The organism is Nocardia anaemiae NBRC 100462 (assembly GCF_001612725.1).
GTDB lineage: Bacteria > Actinomycetota > Actinomycetes > Mycobacteriales > Mycobacteriaceae > Nocardia > Nocardia anaemiae.
Genome location: NZ_BDAZ01000017.1, coordinates 262,089 through 276,853 on the forward strand (window position 1 = coordinate 262,089; position 14,765 = coordinate 276,853).

Annotated in this window: 16 protein-coding genes; 7 read left to right on the forward strand and 9 right to left on the reverse strand. The window is 64.1% G+C overall.

Annotated features, from left to right (window positions below; translation table 11 throughout):
* Positions 1 to 127 precede the first annotated feature (127 nt).
* Entirely contained in the window at positions 128 to 1,090 is a 963-nt protein-coding gene (gene nrdF, locus NA5_RS12060; protein WP_062985012.1) for a class 1b ribonucleoside-diphosphate reductase subunit beta, read from the forward strand.
* A 59-nt stretch (positions 1,091 to 1,149) separates the two neighbouring features.
* On the opposite strand, the gene NA5_RS40300 is transcribed toward nrdF, so the two are convergent.
* The 3 genes from NA5_RS40300 to mgtE form a co-directional block, all read right to left on the reverse strand.
* The gene (locus tag NA5_RS40300) at positions 1,150 to 1,356 is read right to left on the reverse strand and encodes a hypothetical protein (RefSeq protein ID WP_157110348.1); all 207 of its coding nucleotides are present in this window, start codon (positions 1,354 to 1,356) and stop codon (positions 1,150 to 1,152) included.
* Between the two features lie 187 nt (positions 1,357 to 1,543).
* On the reverse strand, positions 1,544 to 1,825 hold the full coding sequence (locus tag NA5_RS12070) for a hypothetical protein (RefSeq protein WP_062985016.1): 282 nt from the start codon (positions 1,823 to 1,825) through the stop codon (positions 1,544 to 1,546).
* Positions 1,826 to 1,990: 165 nt separating this feature from the next.
* Positions 1,991 to 3,355 carry a magnesium transporter gene (mgtE, locus tag NA5_RS12075; protein ID WP_062985018.1) on the reverse strand — a complete coding sequence of 455 codons (1,365 nt, stop codon included), beginning with the start codon at positions 3,353 to 3,355 and terminating at the stop codon, positions 1,991 to 1,993.
* Positions 3,356 to 3,801: 446 nt separating this feature from the next.
* Here mgtE and NA5_RS12080 point away from each other — a divergent pair, with 446 nt between their 5' ends.
* Positions 3,802 to 4,794, forward strand: a complete 993-nt coding sequence (locus NA5_RS12080; RefSeq protein WP_062985020.1) for an LLM class F420-dependent oxidoreductase — start codon at positions 3,802 to 3,804, stop codon at positions 4,792 to 4,794.
* A gap of 78 nt (positions 4,795 to 4,872) precedes the next feature.
* Here the strand turns inward: NA5_RS12080 and nrdE are convergent, their stop codons facing one another.
* The 4 genes from nrdE to NA5_RS12100 all read right to left on the reverse strand — a co-directional run bounded on the left by nrdE (position 4,873) and on the right by NA5_RS12100 (position 8,719).
* Entirely contained in the window at positions 4,873 to 6,978 is a 2,106-nt protein-coding gene (gene nrdE, locus NA5_RS12085; RefSeq protein WP_062985022.1) for a class 1b ribonucleoside-diphosphate reductase subunit alpha, read from the reverse strand.
* A 38-nt stretch (positions 6,979 to 7,016) separates the two neighbouring features.
* Complete coding sequence (nrdI, locus tag NA5_RS12090; protein ID WP_062985024.1) at positions 7,017 to 7,478, reverse strand: class Ib ribonucleoside-diphosphate reductase assembly flavoprotein NrdI; 462 nt, start codon at positions 7,476 to 7,478, stop codon at positions 7,017 to 7,019.
* A 48-nt stretch (positions 7,479 to 7,526) separates the two neighbouring features.
* Positions 7,527 to 7,760, reverse strand: a complete 234-nt coding sequence (gene nrdH / locus NA5_RS12095; protein ID WP_062985026.1) for a glutaredoxin-like protein NrdH — start codon at positions 7,758 to 7,760, stop codon at positions 7,527 to 7,529.
* Between the two features lie 392 nt (positions 7,761 to 8,152).
* Positions 8,153 to 8,719: an NAD(P)H-dependent oxidoreductase gene (locus NA5_RS12100; protein WP_062985028.1), complete on the reverse strand. Its 567-nt coding sequence runs from the start codon at positions 8,717 to 8,719 to the stop codon at positions 8,153 to 8,155.
* Between the two features lie 128 nt (positions 8,720 to 8,847).
* Between NA5_RS12100 and NA5_RS12105 the strand changes: the two genes are divergently transcribed.
* Complete coding sequence (locus NA5_RS12105) at positions 8,848 to 9,474, forward strand: TetR/AcrR family transcriptional regulator (protein ID WP_062985249.1); 627 nt, start codon at positions 8,848 to 8,850, stop codon at positions 9,472 to 9,474.
* Between the two features lie 6 nt (positions 9,475 to 9,480).
* The gene (nadE, locus tag NA5_RS12110) at positions 9,481 to 10,305 is read left to right on the forward strand and encodes an NAD(+) synthase (RefSeq protein WP_062985030.1); all 825 of its coding nucleotides are present in this window, start codon (positions 9,481 to 9,483) and stop codon (positions 10,303 to 10,305) included.
* 185 nt (positions 10,306 to 10,490) lie between these two features.
* On the opposite strand, the gene NA5_RS12115 is transcribed toward nadE, so the two are convergent.
* A complete protein-coding gene (locus NA5_RS12115; protein ID WP_062985032.1) occupies positions 10,491 to 10,733 on the reverse strand; it encodes a MoaD/ThiS family protein in 243 nt (80 codons plus the stop codon).
* A complete protein-coding gene (moaA, locus tag NA5_RS12120) occupies positions 10,726 to 11,769 on the reverse strand; it encodes a GTP 3',8-cyclase MoaA (protein WP_157110367.1) in 1,044 nt (347 codons plus the stop codon). Before moaA ends, NA5_RS12115 begins: the two co-directional genes overlap by 8 nt.
* Before the next feature lie 155 nt (positions 11,770 to 11,924).
* On the opposite strand from moaA, the gene NA5_RS12125 reads away from it, so the two are divergent.
* Genes NA5_RS12125 through NA5_RS12135 form a run of 3 tightly spaced genes read left to right on the forward strand, consistent with a single transcriptional unit; the run spans position 11,925 to position 14,654 of the window.
* Positions 11,925 to 13,193, forward strand: a complete 1,269-nt coding sequence (locus NA5_RS12125; protein ID WP_062985034.1) for a molybdopterin molybdotransferase MoeA — start codon at positions 11,925 to 11,927, stop codon at positions 13,191 to 13,193.
* Complete coding sequence (gene moaCB / locus NA5_RS12130) at positions 13,190 to 14,230, forward strand: bifunctional molybdenum cofactor biosynthesis protein MoaC/MoaB (protein ID WP_062985036.1); 1,041 nt, start codon at positions 13,190 to 13,192, stop codon at positions 14,228 to 14,230. The genes NA5_RS12125 and moaCB overlap by 4 nt, the downstream gene beginning before the upstream one ends.
* The gene (locus NA5_RS12135; RefSeq protein WP_062985038.1) at positions 14,217 to 14,654 is read left to right on the forward strand and encodes a molybdenum cofactor biosynthesis protein MoaE; all 438 of its coding nucleotides are present in this window, start codon (positions 14,217 to 14,219) and stop codon (positions 14,652 to 14,654) included. The genes moaCB and NA5_RS12135 overlap by 14 nt, the downstream gene beginning before the upstream one ends.
* The last annotated feature ends 111 nt before the right edge of the window (positions 14,655 to 14,765 follow it).

A 14,765-nucleotide genomic window follows, 5' to 3' on the forward strand; every position in this document is an offset into this window, starting at 1 on the left:
GCCACAGCGAAAGACGCCGCTGCGACACAAGGTGTTGTGCTGCATGGACTTGTCACCCCCAAGGAGTAGTGTCCAGGGCGTAGCAATTCCGTGACGGCAGCGTGCTCGGGAAAGGTGTGGAGGCAGGATGAAACTGATCGATCGGGTGTCGGCCATCAACTGGAATCGGGTGCCCGACGAGAAGGATGCCGAGGTCTGGGATCGCCTCACCGGCAACTTCTGGCTGCCCGAGAAGGTGCCGGTGTCCAATGACATTCCGTCCTGGAACACCCTCACCGCCGACGAGAAGCAACTGACCATGCGGGTCTTCACCGGCCTGACGCTGCTGGACACCATCCAGGGCACCGTCGGCGCGGTGAGCCTGATCCCGGACGCCGTGACACCGCACGAGGAGGCGGTGCTCACCAATATCGCGTTCATGGAGTCGGTGCACGCCAAGAGCTACAGCTCGATCTTCTCCACACTGTGCTCCACCCGCGAGATCGATGACGCGTTCCGCTGGTCGGAGGAGAACCGAAACCTGCAGCGCAAGGCCGAGATCGTGCTGGATTACTACCGCGGCGACGATCCGCTCAAGCGCAAGGTGGCCTCCACCCTCCTGGAGAGCTTCCTGTTCTACTCCGGCTTCTACCTGCCGATGTACTGGTCCTCGCGCGCCAAGCTCACCAACACCGCCGACCTGATCCGCCTGATCATCCGCGACGAGGCGGTGCACGGCTATTACATCGGCTACAAGTACCAGAAGGGTCTGGAACTGCTCAGCCAAGCCGAGCGCGACGATCTCAAGAACTACACCTTCGAACTGCTGTTCGAGCTCTACGACAACGAGGTCGAATACACCCAGGATCTCTACGACGAGGTCGGCCTCACCGAGGACGTCAAGAAGTTCCTGCGCTACAACGCCAACAAGGCGCTGATGAACCTCGGCTACGAGGGCCTGTTCCCCAAGGACGAAACCGAAGTCAACCCGGCCATCCTCTCGGCCCTGTCCCCCAATGCCGACGAGAACCACGACTTCTTCTCCGGCTCCGGCTCCAGCTACGTCATCGGCAAGGCCGTCAATACCGAAGACGAAGACTGGGAGTTCTGAGCTATCGGCAACGAATCTGGCTCGGTCCCGAGGAACCGAGCCAGATTTCTTGCCTGAAACTACTTGTCGCCGTTGGAGTTCCGCAAGATCTGCAGAATCTGAGCAACGTCAGACTTCAGCGTGCCGACATCCGACTTCAGCGTGCCGACATCCGACTCTATCGACGCCAGTCGACCGTCGGTGACATCTTGCCGCGCAGCCATCGCATCGAGTCCCGATGCCATCGCATCCTGCCGGGACACGACACTGCCGATGTCGACACTCATCGAAATCAACCGCGACGCAACCGACCGACCCTCGAGATCTCCAATACTCGTGCGTATACCCGCGACGCTCGCATCCACAGTGTCCAGCCGCTCATTGATACCGGTCACTGTCGCAGTATCCCAGCTGAGCTGGTGAATCCGCCACCGTTCGAGCGCTTCCAATCGGTGCTCCACAGATCCTTCCGCCCTACTCATGGGGTCGCCCCCCTGGCTCTTCGACGGCGTCGTGCTTACTCAGGAGATCCAAGATCCGTGCCACGTCGACTTTGATGCGATCGAGATCCGACTGCACCGAGATCGGACCTACCGCGTCCACGAGACGGAACTGCAGAGTGTTGATTTCGGCCTTGATCGCGAACATGTGCTTGTACAGGTCTCGCACAATCAAACCGTCGAGCGGAAGCCGGACCTCCCGCCATAGTTCTAGCTCACGTATCCGTTCTTCGATCGTCTTCCCGCTGGTACTCATGGTCGAACCCTCCCCTTGACCACTCGATGTCGAAAACACGTTCGACAATAGCGTTCAGCTCTCACAACATCCAGACTTCGATCGGAATGCTCTTGCGACACACGGGGAGACACGCGGGCCGTTCGCTGGGGAGACGGCAGGCCTTGTGCGCCAGGATGATTCGCCTCAGATGCCGAGTACCAGCTTGGCGGTGGTGAAGTAGATGATGAGGCCGGTGGCGTCGACAAGGGTGGTGACCATCGGGGCCGAGACGACCGCCGGATCGATGCGGAATCGCTTGGCGAGCAATGGCATCGTGCCACCGATGGTCGCGGCCCAGCCGCAGATGATGACCAGGGTGATGCCGACCACCAGGGCGGTGCCCGGATCGACGAACAGGGCGCCGATGGCGACGCCCGCGGTGGCCAGCATGGTGCCGAGGACCAGGCCTACGCGGCATTCGCGCCAGATCACCTTGAACAGGTCGGAGCCGCGTACCTCGCCGACCGCGAGCGCACGCACACATGCGGTCGCCGCCTGGGCGCCCGCGTTCCCGCCCGCGCCGATGAGCAGCGGGATGAACAGCGCCAGGTGCGCCGCCTGCTGCAGGGTGCCCTCGAAGAAGTCGGTGACGCTGACCGTCAGGGTGGCCGCGAACAGTAACAGCAGCAACCACAGGGCACGGTAGCGGGCCAGCTGGAACACCTTGGCCGCCATGTAGTGGCCCTCCCACGGTGCCGAACCCGCCTGCTTGGCGACGTCCTCACTGTCGGCGGCTTCGATGACCTCGACGGCGTCATCGATGGTGAGCAGCCCGACCAGCCGGTCCTCGCTGTCGACGACCGGCAGGTTGATGACATTGGTTTCGCGCATCAGCCGCGCCGCCTTCTCGGCGGAGTCGGTCGCGCGCACGAATGTCGGCTCGGTGACGACCAGATCCGACACCATGGTGTCGGGACGGCTCAGTACCAGCTCGCGCAATTCGACAATGCCGGTCAGTCGGCGACCGGCGTCGACGACCGGCAGCGTGTATACCGTTTCGGCATTGATGCCCTTGATCCGCACTGTCTGCAGTGCGTCCGGCACGCTCAAATTGCGTGGCAGCGCAACGACTTCCGGGGTCATGTACAGCCCGACCGAGCCCTCCGGGTAGCCGAGCAACGCAGCGGTCATCCGGCGTTCGCGCGCGCTCAGTCCGGCCAGCACCTTCTTGGCGACCTTGGCAGGCGCCTCACGCAGCATCCTGGCGCGGTCGTCGGGGTCCATGGCCTCGACCAGATCGCGGAAGCTCTGATCACGCAGACCCTCCAGAATCTGTTGCTGGTCAACGGGTTCGAGTTCCTCGAAGACGGCGAGCGCCAGATCCTTGTCGAGCAGACGGAAGGCGACACCCGCCTGGACGGCGTCCATGCGTGCGAGCTCGTCCGCGATGACATGCGGCTGCTGGTTGTCGAGCCAGTCGAGCGCGGCGTCGACACGATGGGTGTGCACGATGTCCTGCAGGGATGCGGACAGCGTCGGACGAGCTTCGATGAGATCGGTCTGCGACATGGGAGGTCCTCAGCACACGGTGAATAGGCGAGTGAATCGAAAAACGAAGTCACACCGCGGGCACCAACCCCGGGACCGACTACTACAGGACGGTTTTACGAAGGGGCGGCGCCGCGCGGCCTTCGACTGGGAGGTTCGCTGCGCATCGCAACCCCACCTCCTCAACGCCGCCACAGGGCCGTCACCACTGCGGATTACTCGAATGCGCCGCCCGGATCGGGCCGACCGCATAGCTTCCGGTTGAAGGATACATGCGGCGACGCGGGTGTTCATACTCGAATCGCGTAAAGACCGACGATGTCTCGCTCGGATATGACCGGACCCACATCCGGCTTTCCGGCCAGCAGGAGATTCGACGCAGACCGAGCCGAACTCTGCGCCGATCATGGCAGGCCCGCGAGGATCGTTGCGGCTAGTTTCTGTGTAAACACACGAAGGAGAGATCTGTGCGCTTCGGCATCTTCATTCCACAGGGGTGGCGGCTGGATTTGGTCGATATCGACCCGGCGGCGCAGTGGGGGGTGATGCGCGATCTCGCCCAACGTGCGGATGCCGGAGATATCTGGGAGTCGCTGTGGGTATACGACCACTTCCACACGGTGCCGGTGCCGACGGAGGAGGCGACGCATGAGGCGTGGACGCTGATGGCGGCGTTCGCGGCTACCACGTCGCGAATTCGGTTGGGGCAGATGTGTACCGCGATCAGCTACCGCAATCCGGCATATCTGGCCAAGGTCGCCGCGACCACGGATCTGATCTCCGGCGGTCGGGTCGAGATGGGTATCGGCGGCGGCTGGTACGAACACGAATGGCGCGCATACGGTTACGGATTCCCGTCGGCGGGTGAGCGGCTCGGTCGGCTCGACGAGGGCGTGCAGATCTTCCGCCAGGCATGGACCGAGGGCAAGGCCACGCTGGACGGTAAGTATTACCAAGTCGACGGTGCGATCGTACGGCCACTTCCGTTGCAGGAGGGCGGTATTCCGATCTGGGTCGCAGGCGGCGGCGAGAAGAAGACACTGCGAATCGCGGCAAAGTACGCCCAGTACACCAACTTCAGCGGCGCACCCGAGGAATTCACGCACAAGTCCGAAATTCTGCGGGCGCACTGCGCCGAGGTCGGCACAGATTTCGATGCCATCGTGCGCTCCTCGAACTTCAACGCCGTCATCGGATCCACCGAAGCCGAAGTGGAACAACGCCTTTCGGCCCTGCAGACCCGCCTGGCCACGGTGATCAGTGACGACCGGGCCAAATCCTTCGTCGACGGCATGCTGCGCACCTCCCCCGCCGTCGGCACCCCCGAACAGATCACCGAGCGCCTATCCGCAGTCCGCGACCTGGGCCTCGGCTACGCCATCTTCAACTTCCCCGAATCCGCCTACGACACCACCGGAATCGACCTCTTCGAACGCGAAGTAGCCCCCGCCCTGCGCTGACCGGTCGAGGTCCGCAGGCCCGTGCCTACATGAAGTAGTCCCTGCGGCAACGGAATACGTTGCCGCAGGGACATATGGTCACAGCATGCAGGAGACGCAACCCTCTACTTCGGTTCCCTCCAGGGCCATTTGGCGCAGGCGGATGTAGTAGAGGGTTTTGATGCCCTTGCGCCAGGCGTAGATCTGGGCACGGTTGAGGTCGCGGGTGGTGGCGGTGTCTTTGAAGAAGAGGGTCAGCGACAGGCCCTGGTCCACGTGTTGGGTGGCGGCGGCGTAGGTGTCGATGATCTTCTCGTAGCCGATTTCGTAGGCATCCTCGTAGTACTCGAGGTTGTCGTTGGTCAGGTAGGGGGCCGGGTAGTAGACGCGGCCGATCTTGCCTTCCTTGCGGATCTCGATCTTCGACGCCACCGGGTGGATCGAGCTGGTGGAGTGGTTGATGTAGGAGATCGAACCGGTCGGCGGGACGGCCTGCAGGTTCTGGTTGTAGATGCCGTGCTCCATGACCGAGGCCTTCAGCTCACGCCAGTCGTCCTGGGTGGGAATGTGCACGCCCGCGTCGGCGAAAAGCTGCGCGACCCGTTCGGTCTTCGGCTCCCACACCTGATCGGTGTACTTGTCGAAGTACTCCCCGGAGGCGTACTTGGATTCGGGGAAGCCGCCGAAGTACGCGCCGCGCTCCTTCGCGATCAGGTTCGAGGCCCGAATCGCGTGGTACACCACGGTATAGAAGTAGATATTGGTGAAGTCGATACCCTCTTCGGACCCGTAGTGCACCCGCTCGCGAGCCAGATACCCGTGCAGATTCATCTGGCCGAGGCCGATCGCGTGGGATTCGTTGTTGCCCTGCTCGATCGAGGGCACCGAGTAGATGTGCGTCTGGTCCGATACCGCGGTCAGCGCTCGGATCGCCACCTCGATGGTCCGCGCGAAGTCGGGCGAGTCCATCGTCTTGGCGATATTCAACGAGCCGAGGTTGCAGGAAATGTCCTTGCCCACCTTGGCATAGGACAAGTCGTCGTTGAACAGCGACGGCGTCGACACCTGCAGGATCTCCGAGCACAGATTCGAATGCGTGATCTTGCCCGCGATCGGATTGGACCGGTTCACCGTGTCCTCGAACATGATGTACGGGTAGCCGGATTCGAACTGCAGCTCGGCAATGGTCTGGAAGAACTCGCGCGCCTTGATCTTCGACTTGCGGATGCGCTTGTCGTCGACCATCTCGTAGTACTTCTCGGTGACATTGATATCGGCGAACGGCACGCCGTAGATGCGCTCCACGTCGTACGGCGAGAAGAGGTACATGTCCTCGTTCTTCTTCGCCAGTTCGAAGGTGATGTCCGGGATCACCACACCCAGGGACAGTGTCTTGATGCGGATCTTCTCGTCCGCGTTCTCCCGCTTGGTGTCCAGGAACCGGTAGATGTCCGGGTGATGCGCGTGCAGATATACCGCGCCCGCACCCTGTCGCGCACCGAGCTGGTTGGCGTAGGAGAACGAGTCCTCGAGCAGCTTCATGATCGGGATGACACCCGAGCTCTGGTTCTCGATCTTCTTGATCGGCGCGCCATGCTCACGAATATTGGTGAGCAGCAAGGCAACTCCACCACCGCGCTTGGACAGCTGCAGCGCCGAGTTGATGGAGCGCCCGATCGACTCCATATTGTCCTCGATGCGAAGCAGGAAGCAGGACACCGGCTCACCGCGCTGCTTCTTACCGGAGTTGAGGAAGGTCGGGGTGGCGGGCTGAAAACGCCCGTCGATGATCTCGTCGACCAGCTTGCTCGCGAGCACCTCGTCACCGGCCGCCAGTGTCAGCGCCACCATGCAAACCCGGTCCTCGAACCGCTCCAGGTAACGCTTGCCGTCGAAGGTCTTGAGCGTGTAAGAGGTGTAGTACTTGAACGCGCCGAGGAAGGTCGGGAACCGGAACTTCTTGGCGTAGGCCTGCTGGAACAGCGACTTGATGAACGCGCGGCTGTACTGCTCGAGAACCTCTGCCTCGTAATAGTTCTCGTCGACCAGGTAGTCCAGCTTCTCGTCCAGATTGTGGAAGAAGACGGTGTTCTGGTTGACGTGCTGCAGGAAGTACTGGTGCGCGGCCTCGCGGTCCTTGTCGAACTGGATCTTGCCGTCGGCGCCGTACAGGTTCAGCATCGCGTTGAGGGCGTGGTAGTCCATGACCTCGCCGGTCTCGGCGGTACGGACCGGGGGCTGCTCTAAGCGAGCTGTCTTGCCGGTCGGTGCTGTCGTTGCTGTTGCCAAAACAATCCCAATCCCTCTCGGACGCGCTCGACGTCCTCAGCGGTTCCCATGAGTTCGAAGCGATACAGGTAGGGCACCCCGCACTTACGCGAGATCACCTCGCCCGCATAGCAATAGGTATCGCCGAAGTTCGTGTTTCCCGCCGCGACGACGCCGCGCAGCAGCGCACGGTTGTGCGGATCGTTGAGGAACTTGGCGACCTGCCGCGGCACGAAATCCTTATCGGATCTGTTTCCCCCGAGTACGTGCCGACCGCCCCCGTAGGTGGGGACGATCAGCACGTATGGTTCGTCTACGCGCAGCGAGTCAGCGGTGTGCAGTGGTATGCGAGTTGCCGGGAGTCCCAGCTTCTCGACGAAGCGGTGCGTATTCTCCGAGGCACTGGAGAAGTAGACCAGCGCTGTCCCTGTAGACATGGCTACCTCCTCCCCCTTCCATCGGATACACCGGAAAGCTGGATGCGGTCAGGCCGCCACGGTCGCGAGCGACTTGATGCGGTCGGGCCGGAAGCCGGACCAGTGGTCCTCACCGGCGACGACGACCGGCGCCTGCAGGTAACCGAGTGCCATGACGTAATCGCGCGCGTCGTCGTTCTCGGAGATGTCGATGACTTCGTAGTCCACCCCGGCCTTGTCGAGCGCCTTGTAGGTGGCATTGCACTGGACGCAAGCGGGCTTGGTGTACACGGTGATGGTCATTGATGTCCCTCTCTCCTATGCCTGATCCACAGCCTGTGATCCGTATGCAGTGCTTGATCCGACGTACGCTGCGCAAACTCCTGGATCGGTAGCTGAAATCCCTGCTCAGCCGCTCGCGGCCGAAGCTGATCTCATCCCCTCTTCCAGTACCGAAGACACTACACCTAGTGGCCGACAGTTTCATACAACACGACATGTTGCGAGTCACAAAGATGAAATTCCCAAGCGGTAAGTACCTGGACGCTCGATTCGCAACCCGACACAACAGTGGCGCAGATCACAATTTCGTACCGTAGCGCTCTTCCAGCAAACTTCTTGCGCCGAACGAAAAAGGGCCGCCCCCGCACTCCACGGATGGAGCCGGGGGCGACCCTGCTGGCGGGACTCGACGCTTAGGCGGACACCAGTTCGCCGGTCGCCTGCACCAGTTCGTGCACGGTCGCGCCGAGCTGTGTCAGCGCCTCGGCATCCTCGCGCGGATGCGACTGCGCAAACCGCTCGCCGAATGCGGCGAAGTGCAGGTGGGCGGTCTCGACCACCCGAGCGCCCGCGACACCGAGCGCCTTGACCACATCGCCGTGCGCCCACTTGGCCGCATTCGGGCTGATCGAACCGCTCACCACCGCTACCGGCCGATCCTTGATCGCTCCGGCGCCGTACGGGCGCGAGGCCCAGTCGATGGCGTTCTTCAGCACGGCGGGGATGCTGCCGTTGTACTCGGGCGTCACCAGAAGCAGCCCGTCGGATGCGGCGACCGCGTCACGCAGCGCCTGCGCGGCGGCGGGTACAGAGCCGGGCACGTCGAGATCCTCGTTGTAGAAGGGGATATCGGCGAGGCCCTTGTAGATGGTGATCTCGACACCCTCCGGCGCGGTCTGCACCGCGGCCTCGGCGAGCCCGCGGTTGATCGACGCCGCGCGAAGGCTGCCGACAAGAGTAAGGATCCGGGTCTGGTTCATGACGACTCCTGGTGTACTGAGTGTGGTGTCCGAACTTCTGCCTACACTAACCGGACCGTGGTCCGATTCATTCCCGGGAGAACCGTGAGGGGCTTGTGAGCTACAGCACATCCATGCCGGACGGAATGATGCCCGAGCGGCCGTTGCTCGGCGTCGGTGCGCCCCTGCCCGGAAATCACGAGCGCGCCGATGCCGCGCGCAACCGCCAGCTACTCCTGGACGCGGCGCAGGAAATCGTGCGCGAACAAGGTGTGGACAGCCTGACCATGGATGCGCTCGCCAAGCGAGCGGGCGTCGGCAAGGGCACCGTCTTCCGACGGTTCGGCAGCAGGTCGGGACTATTGCGCGCGCTCTTGGACCACGCCGAGCGAAAGTTCCAGGAAGAGTTCATGTTCGGACCGCCACCGCTGGGTCCTGGCGCGGCGCCGGTGGAGCGACTGGTCGCCTTCGGCCGCGCCCGGCTACTCGATATCGAGGTCGCGGGCGAACTGCATCGCGCGGCGGAGATCGGCGAGGCGGGCGACCGCTTTACCGGCCCGCCCTACGGACTGCTGCGCGCGCACGTGACGATGCTGCTGAGGCAGGCGCGGGTCGACGGGGATGTCGTGCTGGTCGCCGATGGTCTGCTCGGCCTGCTCGGCGCGGCATTGGTGATGCATCAAATGCATGTTCTCGGTTACGACCGCTGTCGGATCGGGGACAACTGGGAGGCGTTCGTTCGACGGGTTGTGGTTTCGGCGCGGCCAGTAGAGTGATCCGTCATGGGGAACCTGCGTGCACAGATCATCGCCGAGTTGGGCGTCCAATCGAATATCGAACCGAAGCTCGAGGTGCGGCGTCGGGTCGATTTTCTCAAGGACTATCTGAGCGCGAGTCCCGCACGAGGTTTCGTACTCGGCATCAGCGGTGGTCAGGACAGCGCGCTGACCGGACGCCTGTGCCAGCTCGCCGTCGAGGAACTGCGTGCCGAAGGCGCCGATGCCGCCTTCATCGCGGTGCGACTGCCCTACGGTGTGCAGGCCGATGAGGCCGATGCGCGGATCGCGCTGCGGTTCATCCAGCCGGACCGTTCGGTGGTGGTCAATATCCGCCCCGGCGCCAATGCCGTTGCGGCCGAGGTGGCCTCGGCGCTGCGGGTGGATACGCTGCGCGATTTCGTGCGCGGCAATGTCAAGGCCCGCGAACGCATGGTGACCCAGTACGCCATCGCCGGTCAGGAAAATATGCTCGTCGTCGGCACCGATCACGCGGCCGAGGCGGTCACCGGCTTCTTCACCAAATTCGGCGACGGCGGCGTCGACATCACGCCGCTGACCGGCCTCACCAAGCGCCAGGGCGCGGCGCTGCTGCAGGAACTCGGCGCACCGTCGAGCATCTGGGCCAAGGTGCCGACCGCCGATCTCGAGGACGACCGTCCCGCGCTGCCGGACGAGGAGGCGCTCGGCCTGCGCTACAGCGAGATCGATGACTATCTGGAGGGCAAGGACGTCACACCGGAGGTCGCGCAGAAGCTAGAGACGATCTTCCTGAACACCCGCCACAAGCGCACCGTCCCGGTAACCCCGCTCGATACCTGGTGGCGCTGAGCCCCTCGGGCTACTTCCGGGGCGGCTTCCTCCGAATGGAGCAACGAAATGCGTTGGCGCGCTGATGCTAACCCGCAGGACCAGCGCCGACGGTAGTCGAACGGTGGTTGGGGGGCAGTTGGGAGCCGCCGTATGACTACTGTCGGCGGCAATGGTTGCGGATGTGCTGCACCGAGGAGTCGGGTTCAGCCGCCCGCGAAGGGTGGCAGGACGTCGACGCGCGGAGTCAGCGCGACCGACGGGTCGCGAGTCAGTTCGTCGCCGACGAGGTAGGCGCAGACGGCGAGCATCTTGTCGAGGTCGGGACCGTAGCACTCGGCGAGGGTGGTGCGCAGGTCGGCGACGGTGGCATCGGCCGGGAAGTCCAGGGTTTCCCGATCCTTGCCGACGGCGTCGGCAATCGCGGCGAAGTAGCGGATCTCAACCACCGATGGCTCCCATCGTGCGTTCCGGCGGGACGAAATCCTCGGCATCGATCCCGTGTCCCGCCCATTTGTTCCACATGGCGCCGCGCCAGATGGTGGCGATCGCCTCGTCGTCGGCGCCCGTGCGCAGTGCTTGGCGCACATCGAATTCCTGATCGCTGAACAGGCACGACCGCAGCATGCCGTCGGCGGTCAGCCGGGTCCGGTCGCAGGTGTCGCAGAATTTGCGGGTCACCGTCGCGATGATGCCGACCGCCGCCGGACCGCCGTCGACCAGCCACTTCTCCGCCGGGGCCGCGGGATCGGACCGGCCGACCTCGGTCAGCGCGAAGCGGGTACCGAGCACGTCGAGCAATTCGGCCGCGGTCACCATATTGGCGCGGGCCCATTCGTGATCGGCGTCCAGCGGCATCTCCTCGATGAACCGCAGTTCACAGCCCTCGTCCAGACACCAGCGCAGCAGATCCGGCGCACCGGCGAGGGTATCGCGCATCAGCACGGCATTGACCTTCATCGGCGCCAATCCGGCATCCCTGGCCGCGCGGATGCCCGCGAAAACCGATTCCAGCCGATCGCGGCGGGTCAGCCGGGCGAAGCCGAGTCGATCCACGGTATCCAGCGAGACGTTCACCCGGCTCAGCCCGGCGGCCGCGAGACCGCGGGCCCGATGAGCGAGTCCGACGCCATTGGTCGTCATGGACAGCGGGACCTGCGGCACCCGCTCGTGACAGCCCGCGATGATCCGCTCCAGATCGCGGCGCAGCAGCGGCTCACCGCCGGTGAACCTGACCTCACGCACGCCCAATTCCCGCACCGCGAGCGTGACGAGTCGCACAATTTCCTCGACCGTCAGCAGTTCGTCCTGCGGGATCGCGGGCAGGCCCTCCTCGGGCATGCAGTAGGTACATCGCAGCGAACACTTCTCGGTGATCGATACGCGCAGATCGCGTGCGGTGCGGCCGAATCGATCAACCAGGTAGGGCGTGTCGGGCCGTCCGTCGAGTGAGGGCAGCCTGGACCGCACGGCGGGAATCCCCATCTCGACCAGCGTCACCAGTCCATTATGACCGGTCCGCGCGCTGTGCCCATGGGCGGACCGCACCATATCGAGCTCACAAACTCCGAGTTCAGCGGGTGAGCGTTCGTGCGATACGACAGGAGAACTCGCTACCGCTCGGCGATTAGGCTGACCATATGACCTCGCGTGCCGACACCTCCGGTGGCCACCGGCCCAGCCCGCCCGCCGCCGCCCGGTCCGTCGACGCCTACCGGGACACCATCGAGGCGCTGCTGCGCCCGCTGGCCGCCCGCCCGGTCGAATCCGTCGCGGTGCGCGTGGCACTGGGCCGACAGCTGGCCGACGATGTCCACGCGCCGGTCGACCTGCCGGTGTTCCGCAACTCCGCGATGGACGGATATGCGGTGCGCGCCGAATCGGTGGTGGTCACTCCGGTGACGCTGCCGCTGGTCGGTGTGATCGCGGCGGGCGCGGCAGGACAGACGCCGTTGCCGCACGGTGCGGCGATGAAGGTGATGACCGGTGCGCCGATTCCGCCCGGCGCCGATTGTGTGGTGCCGGTGGAGGACGCGCACAGCGATGACGCGACGGTGACCGTCGAGCGGGGGCGCACCGCGGGTGAGTTCGTGCGCGAACCGGGCACCGATGTGCGCACCGGCGAGCTGCTGGCCCGCGCGGGCACCACGCTGGCGCCACGACACATCGCCGCGCTGGCAGCCGCCGGACTGCCGAATGTTCCGGTATTCCAACCGATTCGGGCGGCGGTCATCACCACGGGTGATGAATTGGTCGCCGCCGGAACACCATTGCGTCCCGGCCAGATCTACAACTCCAACGGTATCGCCCTCGCGGCCGCGCTCAGCGCCAACGGCGTCAGCGTCGTCTCGGTGGAACACAGCACCGATGATTCGGCGAGGTTTCGCGCATTGCTTTTCGCCGCAACGAAATCCGCCGATATCGTCTTCACCTCCGGCGGGGTATCCAAGGGCGATTTCGAGGTGGTCAAGGAGGTATTGCAACCGTTGGGCGGCGAATTCGGCTCGGTCGCGGTGCAACCTGGTGGGCCGCAAGGGCTTACCGTCGTCAACGGCGTGCCGGTGCTGAGTTTTCCCGGAAATCCGGTGAGCACCATGGTGTCGTTCGAGGTATTCGCGCGGCCCATACTGCGCCATATCGCGGGACTGCCCGAGGTGGAGATCTACGAGGTGCCGCTGCGCGATGCGGTGCGTTCCCCCGAGGGACGACGCCAATTCCTGCGCGGTCAGCTGGTGCGCGATGACTCCGCGCCGCCCGGATTGCATCGCGTGCCGACGGCCGTCGCGGTCGCCTCCGGACCCGGTTCGCATCTCATCGCGGGCATGGCCTGGGCGGATGTATTGATCGATGTGCCCGCCGAGGTCACCTCGCTGCCGGTCGGCGCACCTGTGCGAGTGTGGTCGCTATGAGCGAGTTGTCCCATGTCGACCGGGAAGGTCGCGCCCGCATGGTCGATGTGAGCGCGAAATCCGATACCACTCGGATCGCGGTAGCGGCCGGTGAGCTGCGCACCACCGCCGAGGTGGTCGCGCTGGTCCGGGCCGATGATATGCCGAAGGCCGATGTGCTCTCGACCGCGCGGATCGCCGGTATCGCGGGCGCGAAGAAGACCTCGGAACTCATTCCGCTGTGCCATCAGTTGGCATTGTCCTCGGTGACGGTCGAATTCGGTTTCACCGAGGACAGCATCACGATCGAGGCGAGCGCGAAAACCAAGGGCCCCACCGGCGTCGAGATGGAAGCACTGACGGCGGTCGCGGTGGCCGGACTCACCCTGCACGACATGGTCAAGGCGGTAGACCCGGCGGCGACGCTCAACGGAGTGCGGCTGCTCACCAAAGAGGGTGGCAAACACGGACATTGGGAGCGCCCCGCGGAGCAGGAACCCGTGGACATCCCAATGCTGACCGACGAGCTTGAATCCACCACGGAAGACATTGCGCCGGAAGAGATCTCGGATTCCGATCAGCGTACGGCGGTCGTACTGGTCGCCTCTACCGGCGCCGCGTGCGGCACCCGGGCGGACACCACCGGTCCGGTGCTCGCGCAATGGCTCGGCAGACTCGGCTTCTCGGTGCGCGGCCCGCTGATCTACGCCGACGCCGAGATCGATATCGGCTTGGCCGATGCCCTGAGGTTCGAGCCGTCGCTGGTGATCAGCACCGGCGGCACCGGTGCCTCCCCCACCGATGCGACACCCGAGGCGACGCTGGCCGTATTGGACCGCGAATTACCCGGTGTTGCCGAGGCGATTCGGCAGCGCGGCACCGCGAAATTCGCACTGGCCGCGCTCAGTCGCGGGGTGGCCGGACTGGCGGGTCGATCGGTGGTGGTGAATCTGCCCGGCTCCCCCGGTGGTGTCAGAGACGGTATGGCGGTACTAGAGCCGCTGCTGGATCATCTGCTCGCGCAAGTAGCCGGAGGCGGCAACCATGACAACAAGTGAATTCGCGGCCGTACGCCTGGCCGGTATCAGCGATCAGCCACTCGATCCGGCGGCCGTCGAAGCGACGGTGACCGGGCCGGAGCACGGTGCCGTAGTGGTTTTCACCGGCAAGGTGCGCAATCACGATGGCGGACAAGCAGTTTCCGCTTTGGAATATTCTGCGCATCCGGAAGCTGAACGGTTCCTGCGAAATTGCTGTGCGGAACTCACCGAGCGCTCCGGACTCCCGGTCGCGGCCGTCCACCGAATCGGTCAGTTGACTATCGGCGATCTCGCAATCGTCGTCGCGGTCGCCGCCCCGCACCGCGCCGAGGCCTTTACCACCTGTGCGGAATTGGTGGATCGGATCAAACATGAAGTGCCGATCTGGAAGCGCCAGCTCTTCGCCGATGGGCTCTCGGAATGGGTGAACGCCTGCGGGTAAAGCCCCATTGCCTGTGAATTACCACGTCTAGAGCGCCTGCTGTTGTTCCCCGAAACAACAATGTGACGCGAATTCAGTGACGATTCAATAGGCGCGGGATAGCGTTCTCCC

Bases quoted from the DNA above. Each gene is read 5' to 3' on its own strand.
- NA5_RS40300 (WP_157110348.1), bottom strand. From the start codon at position 1,356: ATGAGTGTCGACATCGGCAGTGTCGTGTCCCGGCAGGATGCGATGGCA.
- nadE (WP_062985030.1), top strand. From the start codon at position 9,481: ATGGGGAACCTGCGTGCACAGATCATCGCCGAGTTGGGCGTCCAATCG.
- nrdF (WP_062985012.1), top strand. From the start codon at position 128: ATGAAACTGATCGATCGGGTGTCGGCCATCAACTGGAATCGGGTGCCC.
- NA5_RS12125 (WP_062985034.1), top strand. From the start codon at position 11,925: ATGACCTCGCGTGCCGACACCTCCGGTGGCCACCGGCCCAGCCCGCCC.
- nrdI (WP_062985024.1), bottom strand. From the start codon at position 7,478: ATGTCTACAGGGACAGCGCTGGTCTACTTCTCCAGTGCCTCGGAGAAT.
- mgtE (WP_062985018.1), bottom strand. From the start codon at position 3,355: ATGTCGCAGACCGATCTCATCGAAGCTCGTCCGACGCTGTCCGCATCC.
- NA5_RS12070 (WP_062985016.1), bottom strand. From the start codon at position 1,825: ATGAGTACCAGCGGGAAGACGATCGAAGAACGGATACGTGAGCTAGAA.
- moaA (WP_157110367.1), bottom strand. From the start codon at position 11,769: ATGGGGATTCCCGCCGTGCGGTCCAGGCTGCCCTCACTCGACGGACGG.
- NA5_RS12135 (WP_062985038.1), top strand. From the start codon at position 14,217: ATGACAACAAGTGAATTCGCGGCCGTACGCCTGGCCGGTATCAGCGAT.
- nrdE (WP_062985022.1), bottom strand. From the start codon at position 6,978: ATGGACTACCACGCCCTCAACGCGATGCTGAACCTGTACGGCGCCGAC.
- nrdH (WP_062985026.1), bottom strand. From the start codon at position 7,760: ATGACCATCACCGTGTACACCAAGCCCGCTTGCGTCCAGTGCAATGCC.
- NA5_RS12100 (WP_062985028.1), bottom strand. From the start codon at position 8,719: ATGAACCAGACCCGGATCCTTACTCTTGTCGGCAGCCTTCGCGCGGCG.
- moaCB (WP_062985036.1), top strand. From the start codon at position 13,190: ATGAGCGAGTTGTCCCATGTCGACCGGGAAGGTCGCGCCCGCATGGTC.
- NA5_RS12105 (WP_062985249.1), top strand. From the start codon at position 8,848: ATGCCCGAGCGGCCGTTGCTCGGCGTCGGTGCGCCCCTGCCCGGAAAT.